The organism is Actinophytocola sp. (genome assembly GCF_036402745.1).
Taxonomy (GTDB): Bacteria; Actinomycetota; Actinomycetes; order Mycobacteriales; family Pseudonocardiaceae; genus Actinophytocola.
Genome location: NZ_DASWSJ010000037.1, coordinates 14,670 through 38,674 on the forward strand (window position 1 = coordinate 14,670; position 24,005 = coordinate 38,674).

General features: G+C 71.6%; 17 protein-coding genes. 14 read left to right on the forward strand and 3 right to left on the reverse strand.

Annotation, left to right across the window (positions count from 1 at the left end; all coding sequences use genetic code 11):
• Nucleotides 1–2: 2 nt before the first annotated feature.
• Nucleotides 3–1,772 carry a glycoside hydrolase family 3 protein gene (locus VGD70_RS03630; RefSeq protein ID WP_414637881.1) on the reverse strand — a complete coding sequence of 590 codons (1,770 nt, stop codon included), beginning with the start codon at nt 1,770–1,772 and terminating at the stop codon, nt 3–5.
• A gap of 999 nt (nt 1,773–2,771) precedes the next feature.
• Nucleotides 2,772–3,605: an HAD-IB family hydrolase gene (locus VGD70_RS03635; protein ID WP_331078077.1), complete on the reverse strand. Its 834-nt coding sequence runs from the start codon at nt 3,603–3,605 to the stop codon at nt 2,772–2,774.
• Nucleotides 3,606–3,943: 338 nt separating this feature from the next.
• Here VGD70_RS03635 and ssd point away from each other — a divergent pair, with 338 nt between their 5' ends.
• The 8 genes from ssd (at nt 3,944) to VGD70_RS03675 (ending at nt 10,562) form a co-directional block, all read left to right on the forward strand.
• Nucleotides 3,944–5,140: a septum site-determining protein Ssd gene (ssd, locus tag VGD70_RS03640; protein WP_331078079.1), complete on the forward strand. Its 1,197-nt coding sequence runs from the start codon at nt 3,944–3,946 to the stop codon at nt 5,138–5,140.
• 888 nt (nt 5,141–6,028) lie between these two features.
• Complete coding sequence (locus VGD70_RS03645) at nt 6,029–7,180, forward strand: TadA family conjugal transfer-associated ATPase (RefSeq protein WP_331078081.1); 1,152 nt, start codon at nt 6,029–6,031, stop codon at nt 7,178–7,180.
• Nucleotides 7,174–7,971, forward strand: coding sequence for a type II secretion system F family protein (locus VGD70_RS03650; RefSeq protein ID WP_331078082.1), 798 nt, complete (start codon nt 7,174–7,176; stop codon nt 7,969–7,971). Before VGD70_RS03645 ends, VGD70_RS03650 begins: the two co-directional genes overlap by 7 nt.
• The gene (locus VGD70_RS03655; protein WP_331078084.1) at nt 7,968–8,681 is read left to right on the forward strand and encodes a type II secretion system F family protein; all 714 of its coding nucleotides are present in this window, start codon (nt 7,968–7,970) and stop codon (nt 8,679–8,681) included. Before VGD70_RS03650 ends, VGD70_RS03655 begins: the two co-directional genes overlap by 4 nt.
• A 40-nt stretch (nt 8,682–8,721) precedes the next feature.
• Nucleotides 8,722–8,925: a DUF4244 domain-containing protein gene (locus tag VGD70_RS03660; RefSeq protein ID WP_331078086.1), complete on the forward strand. Its 204-nt coding sequence runs from the start codon at nt 8,722–8,724 to the stop codon at nt 8,923–8,925.
• Nucleotides 8,925–9,299 carry a TadE family protein gene (locus VGD70_RS03665; RefSeq protein WP_331078088.1) on the forward strand — a complete coding sequence of 125 codons (375 nt, stop codon included), beginning with the start codon at nt 8,925–8,927 and terminating at the stop codon, nt 9,297–9,299. Before VGD70_RS03660 ends, VGD70_RS03665 begins: the two co-directional genes overlap by 1 nt.
• Before the next feature lie 68 nt (nt 9,300–9,367).
• Nucleotides 9,368–9,733 carry an Rv3654c family TadE-like protein gene (locus VGD70_RS03670; protein WP_331078090.1) on the forward strand — a complete coding sequence of 122 codons (366 nt, stop codon included), beginning with the start codon at nt 9,368–9,370 and terminating at the stop codon, nt 9,731–9,733.
• A gap of 199 nt (nt 9,734–9,932) precedes the next feature.
• Nucleotides 9,933–10,562 carry a bifunctional DNA primase/polymerase gene (locus VGD70_RS03675; protein ID WP_331078091.1) on the forward strand — a complete coding sequence of 210 codons (630 nt, stop codon included), beginning with the start codon at nt 9,933–9,935 and terminating at the stop codon, nt 10,560–10,562.
• Between the two features lie 615 nt (nt 10,563–11,177).
• Here the strand turns inward: VGD70_RS03675 and VGD70_RS03680 are convergent.
• Nucleotides 11,178–13,541, reverse strand: a complete 2,364-nt coding sequence (locus tag VGD70_RS03680; RefSeq protein WP_331078093.1) for a DEAD/DEAH box helicase — start codon at nt 13,539–13,541, stop codon at nt 11,178–11,180.
• Between the two features lie 268 nt (nt 13,542–13,809).
• Here VGD70_RS03680 and VGD70_RS03685 point away from each other — a divergent pair, with 268 nt between their 5' ends.
• The 6 genes from VGD70_RS03685 (at nt 13,810) to VGD70_RS03710 (ending at nt 24,002) form a co-directional block, all read left to right on the forward strand.
• The gene (locus VGD70_RS03685) at nt 13,810–16,149 is read left to right on the forward strand and encodes a sodium-translocating pyrophosphatase (RefSeq protein ID WP_331078095.1); all 2,340 of its coding nucleotides are present in this window, start codon (nt 13,810–13,812) and stop codon (nt 16,147–16,149) included.
• Between the two features lie 113 nt (nt 16,150–16,262).
• Nucleotides 16,263–16,859 carry a hypothetical protein gene (locus VGD70_RS03690; RefSeq protein ID WP_331078097.1) on the forward strand — a complete coding sequence of 199 codons (597 nt, stop codon included), beginning with the start codon at nt 16,263–16,265 and terminating at the stop codon, nt 16,857–16,859.
• A 195-nt stretch (nt 16,860–17,054) separates the two neighbouring features.
• Nucleotides 17,055–19,778 (forward strand): type I DNA topoisomerase, encoded by a 2,724-nt coding sequence (gene topA, locus VGD70_RS03695; RefSeq protein ID WP_414637882.1) that lies wholly within the window; start codon nt 17,055–17,057, stop codon nt 19,776–19,778.
• A gap of 19 nt (nt 19,779–19,797) precedes the next feature.
• Complete coding sequence (locus VGD70_RS03700; RefSeq protein ID WP_331078101.1) at nt 19,798–21,075, forward strand: hypothetical protein; 1,278 nt, start codon at nt 19,798–19,800, stop codon at nt 21,073–21,075.
• 44 nt (nt 21,076–21,119) lie between these two features.
• Nucleotides 21,120–21,776 (forward strand): hypothetical protein, encoded by a 657-nt coding sequence (locus tag VGD70_RS03705; protein WP_331078103.1) that lies wholly within the window; start codon nt 21,120–21,122, stop codon nt 21,774–21,776.
• Between the two features lie 108 nt (nt 21,777–21,884).
• Nucleotides 21,885–24,002: a bifunctional MFS transporter/dTMP kinase gene (locus tag VGD70_RS03710; RefSeq protein ID WP_414637883.1), complete on the forward strand. Its 2,118-nt coding sequence runs from the start codon at nt 21,885–21,887 to the stop codon at nt 24,000–24,002.
• The last annotated feature ends 3 nt before the right edge of the window (nt 24,003–24,005 follow it).

The following is a 24,005-nucleotide window of genomic DNA, read 5'->3' on the forward strand; positions in this document are numbered from 1 at the left end:
GCTCACCAGGTCAGTCCGGTGCCGAACGGGTACAGGATGGTGCTCGGGTCGCCGCCGACCGGGATGTCCACCGGCAGCTTGCCCTTGGGGGACACCTCGCCGAGGAGGACCTTGGTCAGCGCCTCCATCGCGTTGGCCCGCCAGCCGTAGGTGGCGACCCAGGTCGGCGCGTCGACGAAGCCCGCGTCGTAGGGGATCTGCGCCGCGACCGCGACCACGGGCTTGCCGGTGGCGAGCAACGCGTTGACCAGCGCGCGCTGCTGTGGCCGGCCGCTGAGGTTGTTGGTCAGGACCACCACGAGGTCCGACCCGTTCGCGGCGGTCACGGCCTGGTTGATCGTCGCCTGGCTGGGACTCGGGCCCGTCGGCAGGGGAGTGGCAGTGGCGCCGCGCCTGCCGATGCTCTGGGCGAGCCACTCGGGGCTGCGGTAGGTCAGTCCGGAGGTCGTGTCGCCGATGCCGGTGACCAGCACCTTCGCCGGCACGTTCGTGATCGGCAGCAGGCCGGTGTCGTTGCGGACCACGGTCGTCGTGCGGTCCATGATCTGCTGGATCGCGGCGACGTTGGCCGGGGTGCCGACCGTCGTGGTCACCTTGCTCTCGTCGACGAACGGGTGGGTGAGGATGCCCCGCTTGAGCTTGAGCAGCAGGATCCGCAGCACGCTCTCGTCGATGCGCCGCTCGGTCAGCCGGCCGCTCTCGACGGCCGCCTTCACCGAGTCGATGGCGAGCTGCAGGTCGGGTGGCATGAGGAGCTGGTCGACGCCGGCCTCCAGCGCCATGACCGGGATCTCCTCGGCCGGGAACACGTTGGCGCCGCCCATGCCGAGCGCGTCGGTGACGATCACGCCGCGGTAGTGCAGCTCGTTGCGCAGCAGGCCGGTGAGGATGGGCTTGGAGAGCGTGGCCGGCACGCCGGTCGGGTCGAGGCTCGGGACCTGGATGTGCGCGGTCATGATCGAGTCGATGCCGGCGTCGACCGCGGCCTTGAACGGCGGCAGGTCGAACTCGCGCCACTGCGCCTCGGTCCGGCCGATGTTCGGCAGGCCGGTGTGGCTGTCGGTGGACGCGTCGCCGTGGCCGGGGAAGTGCTTGGCGGAGGAGGAGACGGTCTCGGTGAGCCGGCCGCCGTTCTGGTAGCCCGCGATCTCGGCGGTGACGAGGTCGCTCGCGAGGTCGGGGCGGGAGGAGAAGGAGCGGGCGCCGATGACCGGGTTCAGCGGGTTGGAGTTGACGTCGGCGACCGGGGCGAAGTTCTGGTTGATGCCCATCGCGCGCAGCTCGCGGCCGTTGATGGTGGCCACGGTCTTGGCGTCGGCGGTGCTGCGGCCCGCGCCGACGGCCATGCTGGCGGGGAACTCGGTGGCCGGCGACTCGAGCCGGGTGACGTTGCCGCCCTCCTGGTCGATGGCGACGATCAGCGGCAGGTGGGTGTTGTGCTTGACCGCGGCGCGCTGCAGGCCGTTGGAGAAGGCGGCGAGCTGCTGGGGGTTGTCGACGTTGTCGGTGCTGGCGTTGTTGAAGTAGATGACGCCGCCGACGCCGAACTTCTCGATCACCTGGGCGGGGGTGTCGACGCCGTACTCGACCTGGTTGGTCGGGTGCGCCTCGTCGGCGGACTTGCCCCACACGGAGACGACGAACAGCTGGGCGATCTTCTGGTCCAGCGACATGCCCCGCAGCTGGGACCTGGCCTGCGCGAGCACCGCGAAGTCCGACCCGACCTGAGGCGTACCCGGCACGGGCGCGGCGTGGCTCACCCCGCTAACCATTGCCGAGCAGGCGATGACCGCGACCGCGACGGACAGGGTGCGACGGGCTGATGAACGAGACATGGGCACAACGGACATGGGCACAACGGCCTCCCTGGCCGGCCAGCAGGGTCACTCCGTAACCTCTTAACCGAGAACAAGCAGCACCGGTAAGTTACCCACGCCCCGAGACCAGGGGCAAGCAGGCGTTCGGCCCAAAGAACCTAGTGAACCCACCCACCGCAAGACGACCGCGCCCTGGTCAAAGCACAGCCAAAGCCACCCCCGAGCCAAAGCAAGAGCAGTATGCAGACCCGAAGCGAACCCAACCCCCCGACGCGAAGCAAGCGCAGTCGGTCGATGCGAAGCGAACCCAAACGCCCGAGGCGAAGCGAGAGCAGTAGGTCGACGCGAAGCGAGACCAAGCCGAAGGCAAAACTGGTCGATGCGAAGCGAGACCAAACCAAAGGCAAGAAGCTGGTCGATGCGAAGCGAGACCAAGCCCGAAGGCAAAGCTGGTCGATGCGAAGCGAAACCACGCTGGGTCCGGAGAAGCTCGCACCGTGGGGGTCTGGGGGGTCGCCCCCCAGAAACTGAACTGGGCGATCCAGGCCTGCGCAGTCCGCAGGCAAGGATCGCCCAATCGCCCAGCACGAAACGCTCGGGTTACCAAGCGTGCAACAGTGTCGTACCTACCTGGCCTCGGCGTCCGGCGTCCCGGTACGCAGTCCCTTGACGACATGCCTCCCGCGGCTGGCTGCGCGTGGGTGCCCGGTGTCTCGTGCACGGAGCCCTACCGGGGTGATCGAAACTTCTCTTCCGCTTCGACCCTGGCCGATCGAGGTTCCGCATGTCCTTTCTACCCAGTGATGGAGGTCACTTCAAGACCACAGTCGGGTGCACCGTTTCAGAGTCCATCAGGTGTCGACGGACACGCTTCGTGAGCGTATTGTGCGACCTCTTTCCGCAGCTCATAAGTGGTGCGCTCGGAGCTGGGTACCGCCACACGGGTGGTGCTGTTCACCGCTTGCGGCGGCGGTGGATCCCGTACCAGGTGGCCCCCGCGGTGGCGATGGCGCCGAGCCCGATCGCGGTCACCGCGACGGTCGTGCCGGACGGTGCGTGGAACCGGGAGCGCAGCGACACGGGCTTGGTGAACTCGAGGATCGGCCAGCCACGTTCGAGGGCGAGCGTGCGCAGTCCGCGGTCGGGGTTGACCACCGTCGGGTGACCGACGGCCTCCAGCATCGGCAGGTCGGTGACCGAGTCGGAGTAGGCGTGGCAGGCGGCGAGGTCGTAGCCGCGCTCGGCGGCGAACTCCTTGATGGCGCTGGCCTTGTTCTCGCCGTAGCAGTAGAACTCGATCTCGCCGGTGTAGCGGCCGTCGGCGGCGACCATGCGGGTGCCCATGCTGTAGGTCGCGCCGATCATCTCGGAGATGGGCGTGACGATCTCGTCGCCGGACGCGGACACGATCACCACGTCGCGGCCTTCCGCCTTGTGGTCGCCGATCAGCTCGGTGGCCTCGGCGTAGACGAGCGGATCCACGATGTCGTGCAGGGTTTCCTCCACGATCGAGCGAACCTGGGCCACGTCCCAGCCGGTGCAGAGCGCGGTGAGGTGGGCGCGGATGCGTTCGACCTGGTCGGCGTCCGCGCCGGAGGCGGCGAAGACGAACTGCGCGTAGGCCCCCTTGAGCACGGCGCGCCGGTTGATCAGACCGTTCCGGAAGAAGGGTCGGCTGAACGCGAGCGTGCTCGACTTGGCGATGACGGTTTTGTCCAGGTCGAAGAACGCGGCCGCCCGAGGATGGTCGTCGGGGGCCTCAACAGGCACTTCGCGGCGCTCGGTCACCTCGCCAGCATAGGAGCGCGGCGCGGTTTTGGATCGGCTTCCCGCCGGCAGGACATCCGACGTCTGCTGGGTTTGGTGGCGGTTCGAGCAAGTTGCAACCACGACGTCCAAGTGACGGGATACAGTGGTGGAGTCCGGCTTTTGCCGGATGGGTTCAGCTCGACCCCCCGGAGCTGAACCTTTGACGACCCCCGTCCCTCCCCCCTGGCGGGGGTCGTCCCTACTAGTCACATTTTCGGTCGGAAGACAAACGCGCGAGCATACCCGCGCCCACCGACATTCCTCCTTCTCGAAGCACCCGGCGACGTGAGTTGTCCACACCGCGTCGGGTTGTCCACATGTCGATCTTGAAGCGTTGTCCGGACCTTGGCGCCGGGCGATCGTGGCATTGCGGCAGGAGTCGCCGCGACCACGACCAGCTCAAGGGGGGCATGGTGGACCCGAACCGCCCGGTGGCCTTCGTCGAGGACGAGGACCTGCTCGACGACGTGCTCAAGCTGGCGGCTGCCGCCGGCTGCGACCTGGACTGCGTGCCCGATGCGGCGGCCGCGCGCCTGCGCTGGTCGACGGCGCCGTTGGTGCTGCTCGACGCGGCCGGCGCCGAACACTGCGACCAAGCGGGCCTCAACCGCCGCGACTCGGTCGTCCTCGTGGCCGCCGAGCCGGCGTCGAAGGGCCTGTGGGAGCGAGCGGTCGAGATCGGCGCCGAAAGAGTCATCGAGCTCCCCGGCGCCGAGGCGTGGCTGGTCAGCGCCCTGGCCGACGCGACAGAAGCTCCCGCACCCACAACAGGTCGGGCCCTGGCCGTACTGGGCGGCCGAGGCGGCGCGGGCGCGTCGGTCTTCGTGGCGGCCTTGGGTCTCACAGCGCTACGCACGGGCCAAAGCGCCCTCCTGATCGACTGCGATCCCTTGGGCGGCGGCCTCGATCTGGTGCTGGGCGCGGAGTCCGAACAAGGCCTCCGCTGGCCCGACATGCACCTACGCGCAGGCCGAGTGGCCGCCTCGAGCCTCCACGACGCGCTGCCGAGCAGAACCAGAGGCACGACAAGACTCACGGTGCTGTCGGGCGCCCGCAAAGGCCTGTCCCCCGCTCCCGACGCGGTAGCCGCGGTCCTGGAGGCGGGTCGCCGAGCAGGCGAGACCGTGGTCTGCGACCTACCAAGAGCCCTCGACCCAGCCGCCCAAGCCGCCCTCACCCGAGCGGACCTGACGGTAATAGTCGTCCCCGGCGAGGTAAGGGCCTGCGTCTCAGCCCGCCTACTGGCCGAACGCCTGAGGGACCTGGGAACCAGCCCCCACCTGGTGGTCCGCGGCCCCTGCCCGGGCGCCCTTCACCCGGACCAGGTCGCGAAGGCGGTAGACGCCCCCCTCCTCACAACGATGCGACCCGAACCAAACCTGTCCCAGTCCCTGGACAGAGGCGACTTCACCCCCCGCCCACGAGGCCCCTTGGCGACGGCAGCGAGAACAACTCTCACAGCCCTGGCCGCCCAACCCCTGAGGACCTCCCGCCCCCTGCGAGCAGCGTCATGACCACCAGGCCCACCAACACACCCACCCCCCGAGCCCGACGTGCGCCGCGAAGCCCAAGTCCGCGCCCGACACCCACACTCATCCGCGCGGACCGCGATCTCCGGTCCGTCCGCCCCACCCACTCAACCCACTCGACCGCCGCGCGCAGCCTCACGGCCACCACGGGCCTTGTCCGCCTGCCGATCACCGAGTCCGGGTTGGCACTCACGATGCGGCGGAACCTGTGCCCGGTCCCAACGTTCGCCGGGCCTGTCTCCCTGGACCGCGACCTCCGGTCTTTCCGCCCGGTCCATTCGACCGCCGCGCGCGCCCTCGCGGCGACTGGCCGATCTCATCGGCCCGTGACTCACCCTGGGTTGGCATTCACGATGCGGCGGAACTTGTGTCCGGTCCCAACGTTCGCCGGGCCTGTCTCCGCGGGCCGCGGCCTCCGGTCTTTCCGCGCGATTCATTCGACCGCCGCGCGCACCCTCGCGGCCGCAGGCCCTACCTACCTGCCCATTGCCCACCCCGAGCTGGCACCCACGGTCCGGAACCTCCGTCCGCGCCGAACGTCGGCGAAGCCCGCACCCGATGCCGCGGACCGAGCTCTCCGTTTCCTTCGCCCGTCTCACCCAGCCCACTCGAACCCCGCGAGTGGCCCGGCAACCACGCCGCCCCTGGCGCCCCGTCGCCACTCCACCGCCGCCAGCCGCATCGCCCAGATCCTGGGAGCTACGTCATGACCAGCCTGACGCCCTTCCCCATGCATCGCGTCCAACTCGGCCGCGCCCAACCCCCACGGCGATGCCCAGCCTCGGCAACCCCTTGCCCCACCTACCCGAACGCCCCCACAGCCTGCGAACCCTGCGCCGCCCAACGCGTCCCCACCGATCTGCGGGCCGCGTCATGAGCGCCGACAACCTCGTCGACCGGGTCCGCAGCCGGCTCGCCAGCAGTGGCACCGAGATCACCTCCGCGGTCGTCGCGCGGGCCGTCCGGGAGGAGGCCGGCGGCATCGTCGGCGACGCCGATGTCCTCCACGCCCTCCGCATCATGCGGCAGGAGTTCGTCGGCGCCGGGCCGCTCGACCCGCTGCTCCGCGCCGACGGCACCACCGACGTCCTCGTCACCGGGCCCGACCAGGTCTGGCTCGACGGCGCCGGCGGCCTGCGCCGCACCGACGTCACCTTCCCCGACGAGGACGCCGTCCGCCGCCTCGCCCAGCGCCTCGCGCTCGCCTGCGGCCGCCGGCTCGACGACGCCCAACCGTTCGTCGACGCCTGGCTACCGGTCGGCGCGCTCGGCCGCATCCGCCTGCATGCCGTCCTTCCACCCGTCGCCACCGACGGCACCTGCCTCTCGCTGCGCGTCCTCCGCCGGGCCGCCCATGACCTCGCCAACCTCCAACGACGAGGCACCTTCGACCAACGCACCCACCGCCTCCTCGAGGCCGTCGTCGACGCCCGGCTCGCGTTCGTCGTCACCGGCGGCACCGGCGCCGGCAAGACCTCACTGCTCAGCGCGCTGCTCGGCCGCGTCTCGCACCACGAGCGCATCGTCACCGTGGAGGACGCCGGCGAGCTCCAACCCGACCACCCCCAGTTCGTCCGGCTCATCGCCCGCCCGCCGAACGTCGAGGGTGCCGGCGAGGTCACCCTCGCCGACCTCGTCCGCCAGGGCCTGCGCATGCGGCCCGACCGCATCGTCGTCGGCGAGGTCCGCGGCGCCGAGGTCTGCGATTTGCTCACCGCACTCAACACCGGCCACGACGGCGGCGCCGGCACCGTCCACGCCAACTCCCCGGCCGAGCTCCCCGCCCGCATGGAAGCGCTAGCCGCGCTCGGCGGCCTTTCCCGCGACGCCCTGCACAGCCAGCTCGCCGCGGCCTTCCAGGTCGTCCTCCACATGCGCCGCCACCCCGACGGCACCCGCCGCCTCGACGAGGTCGGCGTCCTCGAGCGCACCGCCAACGGCGTGCACGTCATCCCCGCGTGGCCCCAGGACAAGGCGGTCCTCGGCGAGCTGTTCGAAGCCCGCGAGGTCGAGCCGCCATGGTGAGCCTGCTCTGCTGCGCGGTTGCCCTCATCACGTGGACCGGCGCCCCCGCCGCCACCAGGCTGCGCAACCTCAACCTCACCGGGACCCGCCGCCGGCCGAGGATCACCGCCCCGCGCCCCAGCTCGGTCACGCTCACCGCCGCGGCGGCCGTCACGGGCTGGCTCGTCGCCGGTGTCGGCGGCGCCCTCGCCGCGGCCCTCGCCACGGTCACCGTCTGGCGGCGCTGGCGAGCCAGGGGAGAGCTGAGCCGCTCCTTGTCCGCCATCGACGGCCTCACCGAGGCACTCCGCTCGCTCGTCGCCGGCCTGCGTGCCGGCGCCCATCCGGCCGAGGCCGCCGAAGCGGCAGCCGCGGACGCCCAGCCGCCGGCCGCCGCACCGATGCGGGCCATCGCCGCCGCGGCCCGGCTCGGCGGCGACATGCGCCGGGCCCTTGGCGGCACGCAAACGCTTGCCGCGGTCCTCGCAAGGGTCTCGAGAGCGTGGGCGCTCGCCCAGCGCCACGGGCTGCCACTCGCCGACGTCCTCGACGCGGTCAGCCGCGACCTCGACCAGCGGGTCCGCTTCGCCCGCCAGGTCCTCGCCCGCATGGCCGGCCCGCGCACCAGTGCCACCACCCTCGCCGTCCTGCCGACGGTCGGCATCGGACTCGGCGAGGCGATGGGCGCCCACCCGCTGCGGGTGCTCACCACGCCTGGCCTCGGCCAGCTGCTGCTCGTCGTCGGCGTCGCGCTGCTGTGCGCAGGTGTCAGCTGGTGCGGGCGGCTCACCGGTCAGGTGGTGCCGCGATGAACCCCAACAGCATCGCGCTGCTCCTGCTGGCCACAGCGGTCCTGCTCTGGTCCCGCGCCACGCTCCCCAAAGCGCGGCTCACCAGGCTCGACGGCACCCGGCGCACCTGGCCCAGCCCAGGCCCGAAGGCACTGCGCCTCGCCTTGTCCGCCTCGCTCGGCGCCCTGTCCGCCGTGGCGACGGGCCCGCCCAAGGGCCTGCTCGTCGGCGCACTGGTCGCGGCCGCCGCCTGGTGGCTGGCCCGCCGTTTCACTCGCGGCCAGACGGTCCCGCCCGATCCGCTCACGCTGGCCGCCACCTGGGACCTCCTCGCCGCCTGCCTCCGCGCCGGCCTCCCGGTCCCCACCGCGGTCACCGCCGTCGCCGACGACCTGCCGGCCGACGCCACCCGCGCCCTGCGCGCGACCGCCGACCTGCTGGCCATGGGCGCAGACCCGGTCGACGCCTGGGCGCCGGCGATGTCCTGCGTGCACACGGCCGCGCTCGCCCGCGGCGCCCGGCACACCGCGCGTTCCGGCACCGCGCTCGCGGACGTCGTCGGCACCCTCGCCACCACCGTCCGCGACACCGCGAGCGACGCCGCAGAGGCCAGGGCGCAGCGAGCCGGCGTGCTGATCGCCGCGCCGCTCGGACTGTGCTTCTTACCCGCGTTCGTCTGCCTCGGCATCGTGCCGATCGCCATCGGCCTGGCGAGCCACCTGTCGCTCTGACCCCGAGAGAGATAGCCGACCTAGATAAGGAGAAGACCGAATGTTCCCCCACCCGACTCCGCTCCCGTTCCACCCACGCCGGGACTTCCTGCTCGGCGACGACGGGCTCACCACCGTCGAGTACTGCGTTGGCCTGGTGGCCGCGGCCGCCTTCGCGATGGTGTTGTTCGCCATCGTCACCGGCGCGGACGTGGCCGCCGGCGTGACAGCGATCGTCCAGCGAGCCCTCGCGGTGGACATCTGATGCCCCCGACCAGGCGCGGCCGCCGAAAACCCGACCGGGACGGGGGTGCGGTCACCGTCGAGGCGGCCATCGCGCTCGCCGGTTTCGTGGCGGTGCTCGCGCTGGCGCTGGGTGCCATCTCGGCGGCCATCGACCAGCTCAGATGCATCGACGCGGCCCGAGAGGCGGCCCGCCTGGTCGCGCGGGGCGAACCCGACCGCGCCCGGGCGGTGGCCACGGAGATCGCCCCGCGCAACGCGGCGGTGGCCATCACCGTGGAGGACGACACCATCCAGGTCGACGTCCGGGCCGCTCCGGTCAACGGCCTGCTGCCCGGCCTCCAGCTCCACGGTCAGGCCTACGCCATCAGTGAGCCCACCCAGGACGACTCATGACCCGACCAGGTGTTGCCAGGGTGGCAACGCTGCCCCGACCGCCGAACGGCCGAGACCGGGACCGGGGCGTGGCCACGATCTGGGCGGCCGGCGCCATCGCGGCCATCCTCGTGCTCACGATGCTCGTCGTGTCGATCGGCGCGGCCGCCGCCACCCGGCACCGGGCCGAGAGTGCGGCCGACCTCGCCGCCCTCGCGGCCGCCGGCGCGGCCGTCGAGGGGGAGCGGGTGGCATGCGAGAAGGCCCGCTGGGTCAGCGACCGCATGGGGGTCGAGCTACGTAGCTGTCGGCTCGACGGATGGGACGCGCGAATAGAGGTCGTCGCGGTGCCGTCCGGCGTGCTGAGCGGTTTCGGCCCGGCAAAAGCCCGGGCCAGGGCCGGGCCCGTTGAACAGCACGTCAACGGAGGGCGAACGGTCGTCCGCACACGGTAAACGGCGTTTCCCGGTGTGGGGGGCCGCCGATGACCGGCAAATCGAGCTTCAGTCGTGCCTATCCCGTTATTCGTTCACCGTGCCACAACGACCAGTTGTCGACTGCAAGTTTCGTCCGGCAGCCGTCGTGCCGTTACATGAGACGCAGGGCACCTCGCGGAAAGCGGGTGCCCGAGGTACAAGGAGGCAAGCACCCGACATGTTGGAAATGGATTGGTCGGATAGTTGGCGCAGGGCGTTCCGCGTCGAACTGCGCGCTACGGCCATCGGCCTCGCGTGGCGCGGTTGGCCGGTGTTGCCGGGCACCTATCCGGCGGGCTCGCACTGGGCGGGCCGCGAGGGCATCGAGCAGACCGGCCCGCATCCCGTGCACCAGGACTGGCAGGAGCGCATCGGCACCAAGCCGGAGCAGGTCGCCACCTGGTGGAGCGGCCGGCCGTACAGCGTTCTGCTCGCCACCGGCGTCACCCTGGACGCCATCGAGGTTCCCGGGCACCTGGGCCGCGGCGCCGCACGGGTCCTGCGCACCGTGGGCCTGCCGGTGCCGATCATCGCGACACCGGACGACCGCTGGACCTTCCTGGTCCACACCGGACAGAAGCTGGCCCGCCCGCTCGCCGAGCAGGGTGAGGTCGTTCTCCACGCCGAGGGCGGCTACGTCGCCCTCCCGCCGACCCCGCTGCAGCACGGCGTCGTCCACTGGCGGGTTCGCCCGGAGGTCTGCGGTTGGCAGATGCCCCAGTCGAACACCGTGCAGGACGCACTGATCGACGCGCTCGCCACCGAGGCGAGTTACTCGCGGTCCACCGGCCTCGCCGCCGCGAACTGACACGCCAAGGGATGAGTGGGATGCGCTCAGCGGTACCCGTGCAGCAAGCCTCGTCGGGAGCACCCTCCCGGCCCGCCCGCGGTGGGCGTTCCGCAGAAATGCCGCTCCACCGCACCCAACCCGTCCCGCTGTTCGGCGCCGCTCCCGCAACCAGGCGGCCGAACTTGGGACGGGCAGCATGCCGGGCGCTCGCTGGAGGAGACGATCTCCCGCGGCGCGGCCAGCATCGGAACATCGGCGAGAACCTGGCCCCAGGGATGGCCGTCGCACGAGGAGGGCTCCGCCTCCCCGTAACCCTCACGAGCGACGGACACCCAGCCGATGCCCGAACACTGACCGCGCGTCGACCCGAGCGGTAGCAGACCGCTCCTCGCGCGCCTGGCGTTACGCGACGCGCCGGGGCTGCCGGATCTCCGGCCCCCGGCGCGTTGCCCTTTCCATCCAGAGAGCGAAGGTTCGTCAGCAGCGGATCGCCAGAATCGATGCGCTCGCCGTTACGGCACCCGACTCACCCATCACCAACCCGGCACAACGAGTTGACGCCCGCACGGGTGCTCGCACTCGAGCGAAACCGGCGACACTCCTCAGTGGAGCGCTCGGTGCCGGACACAGCGGTCAGGCGGCGGGGCTTTCGCCCTTGCGTGCGGTGAGGGCGCCGAGGACCGCGTCCAGGACGGAGACCGCGGCGGGCTTGTTCAGGGGCTCGTTCCCGTTGCCGCACTTGGGGGACTGAACGCACGACGGGCACCCGGCCGGGCACTCGCAGGCCGCGATCGCGTCCCGGGTCGCCGTGAGCCAGGGGACGAGGGCCGCGTGGCCGCGGTCGGCGAAGCCCGCGCCACCCGGGTGGCCGTCGTGGACGAAGACGGTGGCCTCGCCGGTGTCCTGATGCAGGGCCGTGGACACGCCGCCGATGTCCCAGCGGTCGCACGTCGCGAAGAGGGGGAGCAGGCCGATCGCCGCGTGTTCGGCCGCGTGCAGGGCGCCGGGGACGTCCCGGTGCGCCACGCCGGCCTCCGCCAGCAGGGGCTCGCTGAGGGTGTACCAGACGGCCCGCGTGTGCAGCGTCTGCTCGGGCAGGTCCAGCGGGATCTGGTCGAGCACCTGCCCGGACGGCAACCGGCGGAGGTAGCCGACCACATGCGCCGTGACCGCGACCTCGCCCAGGTTCACCGTGACCGCACCCCCGAAGGACCGGCTCTCCACAGTGGACAGAATCGAGATATCGACCTGCTCGCGCGGGGTGGTGGACCACTCCGGGTCCTCGCGGTGGACCATGGCCAGACCGGACTCCAGGTCGAGATCGTCGACCACATAGGACGTCCCCTGGTGCAGGTACACCGCACCCGGATGGACCGTGGCGCACGCCGAACCGGGGTTGACCGTGCCCAGCATCCGGCCGGAGTCGGTCTCGACGACCGCGATCTGCTCGCCGCCCGAGCCCCGGATGTCCACCGCGGAGTGCGGCCGCTCGCGGGAGGTCCAGAACCAGCCGGTGGGCCGGCGGCGCAGCACGCCGTCGGCCACCAGGTCGTCGACCACCCTCCGGGCCACTGCGCCGCCGAACGCCGACAGGCATGCGTCGGTGAGCGGCAGCTCCGTGGCCGCGCACGCGAGCTGGGGGGCGAGGACGTAGGGGTTGGAGGGGTCGATGACGGTGGCCTCGATGGGCTTGTCCAGCATGGCCGCCGGGTGGTGCACGAGATAGGTGTCGAGCGGGTTGTCCTGCGCCACGAACACGACCAGCGCGCTGTCACCCGCCCGCCCGGCGCGCCCGGCCTGCTGCCAGAACGACGCCAGCGTGCCCGGGTATCCGGCCACGACCACGGCGTCCAGGCCCGCGATGTCGACGCCGAGCTCGAGCGCGTTGGTGCTCGCGACGCCGAGGAGCGAGCCGTCGGCGAGCGACTTCTCCAATGCGCGCCGCTCCTCCGGCAGGAACCCCGCCCGGTACGCGGCCACCCGGGCGGGCAGTGAAGAGTCCACTTCGGACAGTGCGTGCCGGGCCGACAGCGCGGTGAGCTCGGCGCCGCGGCGCGACCGGACGAACGCCAGCGTCCGTGCGCCCTCCACGACGAGATCGGTGAGGATCCGCGCGGTCTCGGCCCCGGCCGACCGCCGGACCGGCGCGCCGTTCTCGCCGGCCAGCTCCTCGAGCAGCGGCGGCTCCCACAGCGCCACCGTCCGCGCGCCCTGCGGCGACCGGTCCGCCGTGACCGCGACGCAGGGGACCCCGGACAGCAGCGTGGCCGACGCCTCCGGGGCCGACACCGTGGCCGACGCGAGCACGAACACCGGGTCCGACCCGTACCGCTGCGCCACCCGCCGCAGCCGCCGCAGCAGCAGCGCCACGTGCGAGCCGAACACCCCGCGGTACCCGTGGCACTCGTCGACGACCACATAGGACAGCCGGCGGAAGAAGTGCGCCCACTTGGCGTGCGTGGGCAGGATCCCGCGGTGGAGCATGTCCGGGTTGGTGAACACCCACCGCGAGTGCGCCCGCACCCAGTCGCGCTCCGGCAGCGGCGTGTCGCCGTCGAAGCTCGCCGCGCGCACCTCGGGCACGGCGAGTGCGGCGACGGACCGCAGCTGGTCGGCGCCCAACGCCTTGGTGGGGGACAGGTACAGGGCGGTGGCGCGCGGGTTGGCGGCCAGCGCGGTGAGCACCGGCACCTGGTAGGCGAGCGACTTGCCCGACGCCGTGCCCGTGGCGATGACGACATGCCGGCCCTCGCGGGCGTGCGTGGCGGCCTCGACCTGATGCGCCCACGGCGAGGACACCCCGCACTCCGCGAACGCGGCACGCAGGCCGGCGGACACCCAGTCGGGCCACGGCACCGACGTCTCCGGGCGCTCCGGCAACTCGCGCACGTGCCGCAGCGGGCTCTCACCCCTCGGCACGCCGGCGAGCACCCTGTCGAGCAGCCGACGGCCACGCTGTGCACCTGCCTGCGTACCCACGAACCGAGCTTCGCACATGGCACCGACAACCCCGCGACGCCGGGTCGGGGCCGTCGAAGCGAACCGACTGGATCGATACTCTTAATCGATCATGCGCGCAGCCTGCGACGTTGCCGAAATCGCAGTTGGCGGGATGCCTCGCGGAGCGCGGAAGTCCAACCAATAGACTCCGCCGACGTCCCATCAACACCTGGTGGCGCACCCGTCCCGATCAGGGACGATGCCGTGGCCCAGTACCGGCGCCCGGTGTCCGCGCCCATATCAGGCAGAAGTACCTGGAGGACCGATGTCCTGGCAGTACCTAGCGGAAGGCCCGCCGCTGACCGGCGGTGACCGCGGCGTCGTCGTCGTGGTGGCCGTGATCGCTCTCGCTGCCCTCGCCGTTGGCTACGTGCTGCTCAAGGAGGTGCTGGCCGCTGGCCAGGGCACCTCGAAGATGCAGGAGATCGCCAAGGCAGTGCAGGAGGGCGCGGGGGCATACCTGAAGCGGCAGCGCAACACGCTGCTCGTCTTCGGTGTGATCGTATTCGTCCTGCTCTTCTTCCTACCCGCCAACGGCTGGGGTGAGCGGATCGGCCGCTCGCTGTTCTTCGTGGTCGGCGCGGTGTTCTCGTTCTCCATCGGCTATCTCGGCATGTGGCTGGCCACCCAGGCCAACCTCCGCGTCGCCGCCGCGGCCCGCGAGCAGGGGGGCCGCGAGGTCGCCATGCGGGTCGCGTTCCGCACCGGTGGCGTGGTCGGCATGTCGACCGTGGGCCTGGGCCTGTTCGGTGCCGCGCTCGTCGTCCTGGTCTACGCCGGGGACGCACCCAAGGTGCTCGAGGGCTTCGGCTTCGGCGCCGCGCTGATCGCGATGTTCATGCGGGTCGGCGGCGGCATCTTCACCAAGGCCGCCGACGTCGGCGCGGACCTGGTCGGCAAGGTCGAGCAGGGCATCCCCGAGGACGACCCGCGCAACGCCGCCACCATCGCCGACAACGTCGGCGACAACGTGGGTGACTGCGCCGGCATGGCCGCCGACCTCTTCGAGTCCTACGCCGTGACCCTGGTCGCCGCGCTGATCCTCGGCTCCACGGCGTTCGGTTCGCAGGGCCTGCTGTTCCCGCTCATCGTGCCGGCGCTCGGCGTCATCACCGCGGTCATCGGCGTCTACATCACCCGTGCCAAGGTCGGCGAGAGCGGCCTGACCGCGATCAACCGGTCGTTCTACATCTCCGCGCTGATCTCGGCGCTGCTGTGCACCGTCGCCGCGTTCGTGTTCCTGCCGACCTCGTTCTCCGAGCTCACCGGCTCCACGAACGCCAGCGAGGGCGGCAGCCCGGCCCTCATCGCGGCCGTCGCGGTGATCATCGGCATCGTGCTCGCGGGCGTCATCCTGTGGCTCACCGGCTACTTCACCGGCACGGACTACAAGCCGGTCAAGGACGTCGGCAAGAGCTCGCTCACCGGTGCCGCCACGGTGATCCTGTCCGGCATCTCGGTCGGCTTCGAGTCCGCCGTCTACACCGCGCTGGTCATCGGCGCCTCCGTGTACGGCGCGTTCCTGCTGTCCGGCTCGCTGTTCGTGTCGCTGTTCGCGGTGGCGCTGGCCGGCTGTGGTCTGCTCACCACCGTCGGCGTCATCGTCGCGATGGACACCTTCGGCCCGGTCTCGGACAACGCGCAGGGCATCGCCGAGATGTCCGGCGACGTCGAGGGCGAGGGCGCGCAGATCCTCACCGAGCTCGACGCGGTCGGCAACACCACCAAGGCGATCACCAAGGGCATCGCGATCGCGACGGCGGTGCTGGCCGCGACAGCGCTGTTCGGCTCGTACCTGACAGCCATCCAGGACGCGGTCGCGAAGGTCGGCTCGTCGCTCAACGCGCTACCGAGCTCGTTCTCCTTCGAGGTGTTCAGCCCGAACGTGCTCGTCGGCATCGGCATCGGCGCCGCGGTCGTGTTCATGTTCTCCGGGCTCGCGGTCAACGCCGTGTCCCGGGCCGCGGGCGCGGTCGTCTACGAGGTGCGCCGCCAGTTCCACGAGAACCCCGGCATCATGGACGGCACGGTCCGCCCGGAGTACGGCCGCGTCGTGGACATCTGCACCCGCGACTCACTGCGGGAGCTCGCCACCCCGGGCCTGCTCGCGGTGCTCGCGCCGATCGCGGTCGGCTTCGGTCTCGGCACCGGCCCGCTGGCCGGCTACCTGGCCGGCGCCATCGCCACCGGCACGCTGATGGCGGTCTTCCTGGCCAACTCCGGTGGCGCGTGGGACAACGCCAAGAAGCTGGTCGAGGACGGCAACCACGGCGGCAAGGGCTCCGATGCCCACGCGGCCACGGTCATCGGCGACACCGTGGGCGACCCGTTCAAGGACACCGCCGGCCCGGCGATCAACCCGCTGATCAAGGTGATGAACCTGGTCTCGCTGCTGATCGCGCCCGCCGTCGTGACCTTCTCGATCGGCGCCGACGCCAACACCGGCCTGCGGATCACCATCGCCGTCGTGGCGCTGGTGCTCATCGTGGCCGCCGTGTTCGTGTCCAAGCGGCGCGGCACCGCGATCGCCGACGACCCGTCCGACACGGCGGGCCCGGCGGACGCGACCGCCCCGGAGAAGCCGGTCACCAACGGCGTCTCCTGATCGAGGCGAAATCCCGGACGGGCCCGCCACGCCACCGCGCGTGGTGGGCCCGTCCGATTCCGTCATGATCCACCGGTTCCCAAGGATCGAACTGGTGTTCTATCCTTTGCCAGGTGGCGCAGTTGTCGTTCTACTCCGCCGAGGCGAACCCGCCGGCCCGGGGCGACCTCGTCGGGCTGCTGTGCGGCCCTTCCCAGCTCGTGAGCTTCGGCGGGGTCACCGCGCGGCTCTCCGTGCCCGTCCCCGAGACCTGGCGCGGCCGGGAGCTCAAGAAGGCACTCGCCGAGCGTGGCGTCGACGCCACCCTCTACGCCTGCGAGGACGGCCTCCTGGTGCGCACCGCGTTCCGCCGTGACCTCAGCGGTCTCGCGGCCGTGTGGACGAGCGCGGAGGCCAAGGCGTGCCCGGCAGGGCTCGTCCTCGCCGGCGCCGCGTTGCGACTCTGGGTACTCGCCGCCGGTTTCTGGATCGACGGAAGTTACTTTCTCCGGCTCGACCCGCGGGCTGTCGACACGCACGAGCCACTGAATTCCGCGGTCGCCCGCTGCGGGCTGCCCTCGGTCGTCTACGCTCCTGAGGACGGGGGGCTTGGCCTGCGAATATCCGGCCGACGGCGGCTCGCGCGGCTCGCCGAACTGGTCGGCCGGCCACCATCTGTGGCCGCCGAATCGCACTGGCCGGCGGTATCCGGTGTGCGGCAGCCGGCGTGAGCGTGCTACCCAGGTAATAGGGGCATACCGCCGCCGCAAAGTGTGCTGCCAAGCACCTGGGGGTAGGTATCACGGTGAGCAACGTGCACACTGTCGAGCTGAGAGTGAGCTTGACAAGAGAGCGGGACAAGCGTGGCAGGGACTACCAAGTCGACGAGAAGCGGCGGGACGAACGGGTCGGAGCCGCGGCGGCTGGTGATTGTCGAGTCACCGGCCAAGGCGCGCAAGATCGCCTCGTACCTCGGCCGGAACTTCGTCGTGGAGTCCTCCCGTGGGCACATCCGGGACCTCCCCCGCAAGGCGGCCGAGGTGCCCGCCAAGTACAAGGGCGAGTCCTGGTCCAACCTCGGCGTCAACGTCGACAACGACTTCGAGCCGATCTACATCGTCACGCCCGACAAGAAGTCCACGGTCACCGAGCTCAAGGAAGCGCTCAAGACCGTCGACGAGCTCTACCTCGCGACGGACGGTGACCGCGAGGGCGAGGCCATCGCGTGGCACCTGCTCGAGGCGCTCAAGCCCAAGGTGCCGGTGAGCCGGATGGTGTTCCACGAGATCACCGAGTCGGCGATCCGCGCCGCAGCGCAGAACACCCGCCCGCTGGACCAGGACCTCGTCGACGCCCAGGAGACCCGGCGCATCCTCGACCGCCTCTACGGCTACGAGGTCAGCCCGGTCCTGTGGAAGAAGATCACCCGGGGCCTGTCCGCGGGCCGCGTGCAGTCCGTGGCCACCCGCATCGTCGTCGACCGCGAGCGCGAGCGGATGAAGTTCGTCCCGGCCTCGTACTGGGACATCTCCGCCAAGCTCGACGCAGGCGCCGAGGCCGAGCCACGCAACTTCGGCGCGCGTCTCCTGTCGGTCGACGGCACCCGCCTGGCCACCGGCCGCGACTTCAACCAGGACGGCCGGCTCAAGTCCGAGTCCACCGTCCTGCGCCTCGACGAGGCCGAGGCCCGGCGCCTGGCAGGGGCGCTCACCGGCGCCGCGCTGACGGTCTCCAGCGTCGAGGAGAAGCCCTACACCCGCCGGCCGTACGCGCCGTTCATGACCTCCACGCTCCAGCAGGAGGCCGGCCGCAAGCTCCGCTTCTCGGCCGAGCGGGCGATGCGCATCGCCCAGCGGCTGTACGAGAACGGCTACATCACCTACATGCGTACCGACTCCACGACGCTGTCCGAGACGGCGATCGCGGCGGCCCGGACGCAGGCCCGTGAGCTGTACGGCGACGCCTACGTCTCCCCGCAGCCGCGCCAGTACACCCGCAAGGTCAAGAACGCCCAGGAGGCGCACGAGGCCATCCGCCCGGCCGGCGAGGAGTTCCGCACCCCCGGCCAGGTCGCCGGCGAGCTCGAGTCCGACGAGTTCCGCCTCTACGAGCTCATCTGGCAGCGCACGGTCGCCTCGCAGATGGCCGACGCCCGCGGCACCACGATGAGCGTGCGGATCACCGGCACCGCGGCCAGCGGCGAGGAGTGCACGTTCGCCGCGTCGGGCCGCACCATCACCTTCGCCGGCTTCCTGCGCGCCTACGTCGAGGCCGTCGACTCCGAGGAGGGCGGCGAGGCCGACGACGCCGAGCGCCGGCTGCCGCAGCTCACCAAGGGCCAGGGCGTCACCGCCACCGAGCTCGACCCCGACGGCCACACCACCAGCCCACGGCCGCGCTACACCGAGGCGAGCCTGGTGAAGACGCTGGAGGAGCTGGGCATCGGCCGCCCGTCCACCTACGCGTCGATCATCAACACCATCCAGGACCGCGGCTACGTGTGGAAAAAGGGCTCCGCGCTCGTGCCGTCCTGGATCGCGTTCTCCGTGGTGGGTCTGCTCGAGCGGCACTTCGGCCGGCTCGTGGACTACGACTTCACCGCCGCCATGGAGGACGAGCTGGACCGCATCGCGGCCGGCGAGCAGCAGCGCACCCAGTGGCTCACTGGGTTCTACTTCGGCGGCGACATCGGCGCCGTGGGCTCGGTGGGCCGCTCCGGCGGGCTCAAGAAGCTCGTCGGGTCCGGGGTCGACACCATCGACGCGCGCGAGATCAACTCGATCCCGCTGTTCAACGACGGCACCGGGCGCCCCGTCGTGGTCCGGGTCGGCCGGTACGGCCCCTACCTCGAGCGCGACGGCGAGAACGGCGAGCCGCAGCGCGCCAACCTGCCCGAGGACCTGCCGCCGGACGAGCTCACCGTCGAGCTCGCCGAGAAGCTGTTCGCCACCCCGGTCGAGGGCCGCACGCTCGGCACCGACCCGGTCACCGGCCACGAGATCGTGGCCAAGGAGGGCCGCTTCGGGCCCTACGTCACCGAGGTCCTGCCGGAGTCCGACGACGAGGGCACGAGCAAGGCCAAGAAGCCCAAGCCGCGCAGCGGCTCGCTGTTCAAGTCGATGTCCATCGAGGACGTCTCGCTCGACGACGCGCTCAAGCTGCTCTCGCTGCCCCGGGTGGTCGGCAACGACCCCACCAGCGGCGAGGAGATCACCGCGCAGAACGGCCGCTACGGCCCGTACCTGAAGAAGGGCACCGACTCCCGGTCGCTGGCCAACGAGGAGGACCTCTTCACGGTCACCCTCGACGACGCGCTCAAGCTCTACGCCGAGCCCAAGCGCCGGGGCCGGCAGGCCGCCGCGTCCGCGCCGTCGCTCAAGGAGCTCGGCAACGACCCGGTGTCGGGCAAGCCGATGGTGGTCAAGGACGGCCGGTTCGGCCCGTATGTCACCGACGGCGAGTTCAACGCGTCGCTGCGCAAGTCCGACAGCGTCGAGACGCTCACCGACGAGCGGGCGGCCGAGCTGCTGGCGGAGAAGCGCGCGAAGGGCCCGGCGCCCAAGCGCACGACCACCACCCGCCGCAAGGCCCCGGCCAAGGCGGGCGGCAAGGCACCCGCGAAGAGGTCCACGGCCAAGACCAAGTCCTGAGCGCGCTACGGTCCTCCCCATGCAGGGGGAGGACCACGTCGCGCGGTACGCGGCGGCCGTTCGCGCGGAGCGGACCGAGCCGCCCCACCGGACGCCCGAGATCGACCGGCGCGCGGTCGAGGCGTGGTTCCGGCGCCGCGGCCTGCCGCTGGTGGTGCGGCGCGACCTGCGTGGCTCCGCGCTCCTGCAGCGGGCCACTCCCGCGCTGATCTTCCTGCTGGTCAACGACCCGCTGGCCTCGCTGCTCACCAGGCTGCTCAGCGTGCCGCCGAAGGAGTTCGAGCGGCAGGTGAGCAACCCCGCCTACGTGTTCCTCCTGTTCGCGATCACCATCGCCGCGCTGGTCGCGCCGTTCGTGGCCGGCTGGCTCGTGGGGCGGTGGATGCGGACGATGAGCCGCAACGCCCGGTTCCTGCTGGCCGGCACGGTGCTCGTGCTGACGACGGTGGTGCTGCCGGTGGTCGAGTGGGCGACGGGCCTGCGGTCGCCGCTGTGGCTCGACCTCACGATCAACATCAGCGGCACGCTGCTCATCCTCTTCGCCGTCTACGTCGGCGCCGGGTCGATCCTCAGCTGGGGCCTGCGCAACGCGCTGTACCAGCTCGGCGCCGTCGGCACGATGGCCACCCGGGCGCTGCCGCTGCTGGTGCTCGTCGTGCTGTTCGCGTTCTTCTCCACCGAGATGTGGCAGATCGCCGAGGCCCTCCCGCGCTGGCGGCTGTGGCTCGTCGTCGGCCTCCTCGCCGCGCTCGCGGTGCTGTTCATGGCCGCGATGCTCGGCGAGGAGCTGCGCACGATGGCCGACCGGGCCAGCACCGGCCGGGTGCCCGACCTCGCCGAGCAGCTGCGCGGCACGCCGCTGGAGGGCCTGGCCGGCAGAGCTGAGACAGGCGACGAGCCGGCCCTGCCGCAGCCGCTGTCGCGGGCCGAGCGGGCCAACGTCACGCTGGTGCTGTTCGTGGCCCAGGCACTGCAGATCGCCGTGCTGGCCGCGCTCGTGTTCTGCCTGTTCGTCGGGCTTGGCGCGCTGGCGGTGGACAAGTCGGTCGTGGCCACGTGGCTCGGGCCGGACAAGTTCTTCGACCGGGGAACGCTTTTCGGCCTGCAGCTGCCGGTCCCGAAGGCCCTGGTCCAGGTCTCGATTTTCCTCGCCGTGTTCTCCGGGCTGTACTTCACCGCGTCGGCCGCCACCGACCCGCACTACCGCAAGGCGTTCTTCGATCCACTGATCGCCGACGTTCGAGTCAGCCTCGCGGTTCGCCAGGTCTATCTCGCTCGGCGGGCCGCAGAGGCCTAACCTGGTACACGGAGTGACGTCCAGGTAGCTCAGGGAGTTTGCGCATGACGAACGACGGCACCCAGGACCCCGGTCCGCCTCCGGTTCTGGCCGACCCGCTCGCCGGCCTCGTGACCGGCGACCGCTACGAGGCGGAGCCGCTGCGGGTGCGGGTGGTCGAGCCGCCGAAGCCGGACATCTCCGCGGTACGCGAGGCCATGGCCGGCATGCTCGACGACGACTCCGAGCTCAACCTCGACGCGATGGTGCCGTGGCCGGACTCGTCGGCGGACCGGGAGACCGAGCGGCCCGGCCCGCCCGCCGGCGAGATCCCCGCGCAGGCCCCGCCGCCGGCCGCCGAGCCGGCACCCACCCCGCCGGTGGGCATTCCCGTGGCGAAGGTGCCGGTCACCCGGGTGCCCACGCAGGTGCAGGTCACCCGCGTCACGCCGCCGGCGGGCATCCCGGCGCAGCGGTCCGGCCCGCCGCGCGCCATCATGCCGGCCCGGGTGCTGCCGGCCGCGGGCCTGGCGGAGCGGACCCGCCGCATCCGGGTGCCGCGCGGGCTCGCGCGCCGGCGGCTCAAGCCGGTGCCGGGACCGAGGGACAGGTCCTCCGCCGCGGGTGTCGCGCTCATCATGTTGTTGCTCCTGGTGATCGCCGTGATCGCGATCGTGTTCGTCGCGAGCTTCATCGACACGATCTCCTCGATATTCGGCTGACCGGCGCGTACCCGGGCGTACGGTGCGCCCGGTCACCTACTACCGTTCGATCATCCGGACGTGCTCGTGACCCGGCTACGCTGGTTTCGCGGGCTGCGTGGAGATGGGGTGGCGGGTATCAGCGGGGGCGCTAGTACAGATCGACGCGGCGGCGCCGGGGTGCCGACCGAGTCGAACGCGTCCATCACCCACCGCGTGCGCAGCGTGCTGGCCATCCGCGGTTTCCGCCGGTTGTGGGGCGTCACTTACCTGTGCAGCATCGGCGACTGGCTGTCGCTGCTCGCGTTGACCGGTCTCGTCACCAAGCTCACCGAGGGCTACCAGGCGCAGAGCTTCGCCTTTGCCGGCGTCGTCCTCACCCAGCTGCTGCCCGGCCTGCTGTTCGCGCCGCTCGGCGGGGTGCTCGCGGACCGCTTCGACCGCCGCAAGATCATGGTGATCTGCGACGTGCTGCGCTGCGCGTTGTTCATCTCCATCGCCGTCGTCGGCTCCACGGTGTGGCTGTTCATCGGTAACTTCCTCATCGGCTGCTGCGCGATGATGTGGATCCCGTCCAAGGACGCGGCCGTGCCCAACCTGCTGCGCCGCCCGGACCAGGTCGAGACCGCGAGCCAGCTCGGCATGGTCATGACCTACGGCATCGCGGTCATCAGCGGCGCCGGCCTGTACGCGGCCATCACCGGCATCACCACCAACCTCAACGTGCAGCCCGACCCCGGCGGGCTCGGCATCGCCAAGATCATCCTGATGATCAACGGCCTGCTCTACCTGGCCAGCGCCATCATCGTGGCCACCCGGATCCCCGAGCTGTCCCGCCGTGACACGGCGCCCGCGGTCCGCGGCGTGGGCAAGGAGGACAAGCTCGGCTTCGTCGCGATGGCCCGCGACGCCGCCCAGTTCGTCCGCAGCACCCCGCTCGTGCGCGGGCTCCTCGTCGGCATGATCGGCGCGTTCGCCGCCGCGGGCGCGCTGATCGGCTCGGCCAAGCTCTACGCCAACAGCCTCCGCGGTGGCGAGTCCACGTTCGGCCTGCTGTTCGTCGCGATGTTCATCGGCCTCGCGGCCGGCATGGCCGGCGCGCCCAAGCTCGCCCGGCGGCTGCCGCACAACCGGCTGTTTGGCATCGCGATCGTGCTCGCCGGCGCCGTGCTGTGCCTGGTCGCGCTGTCGCCGCACCTGGCCGTCTCGCTGATCACCGTGATGATGGTCGGCGCCTGCGCGGGCGCGGCGTTCCTCACCGGTGTCACGATCATCGGCACGCAGATCGAGGACGCCATCCGCGGCCGGATCAACGCGATCTACCAGTCGCTGATGAAGATCATCCTCGCTGCCGCGATGGCGCTCACGCCGCTGCTGGTCGGCCTGGTGCAGCCGCGCAACGTCATCGTGTGGGGCCGGCCGATGACCATCGACGGCACCCGCCCGGTCCTGCTGGCGGCCGGGCTGCTGGCCGCGCTCGTCGGCGTCATCGCCTACCGGCAGATGGACGACCGGCGCAGCGAGCCGATCCTCGCCGACCTGCTGGCCGCCATCCGCCGCAAGCCGCGGCGGTCGACGGGCCTGCTGATCGCGATGGAGGGCGACACCGTCGACGACACCGCGATGCAGGCGAACCTCCTCGCGGACTGGCTGCGCAGGCCGGGCACCAAGGAGGTGCTGCTGGCCAACGACCCCGCGCTGGACGACGAGCGGCTGCAGGCGGTGCTGTCCGGCGCCCAGCTGGCGGGCGCGCGGGCCCAGGCGCTCGTGGCCGCCGCGGTGCGGGCCGACATCGTGGAGCGGCAGATCCGGCCGGCGCTCGAGCGCGGCGCCCTGGTCGTGATGGAGCGGTTCGTCGACAGCCCGCTGGCGCACCTGTCGGTGGCGGCGGGCCTGGACCCGGCCGAGCTCGAGGGCCTGGCCGACTGGGCCACCGCGCGGCTGCGGCCGGACGTGACGATCCTGCTGGACCGCAACCCGAGCACCCTGCAGGAGACGCGCAGCCGGTCCACCGAGCATCATTGGCACGTGCAGCGGGTCCTCACGGAGATGGCGTCGGCCGACCCCGACCGCTACGTCGTGGTCGACGCGGACGGCACGCCCCAGCAGGTGGCCGTGCGGGTGCGGGTCGCGGTGCAGACCGCGCTGGCCGGCCGGCGGCTGGCGAGCCTTGTGCCGAGCGACAGCCTGGCCCCGGTGCCGGTGGTCACCTCGGCGAACTCGGCGCAGAAGGTCGAGAGCACGTGAGTG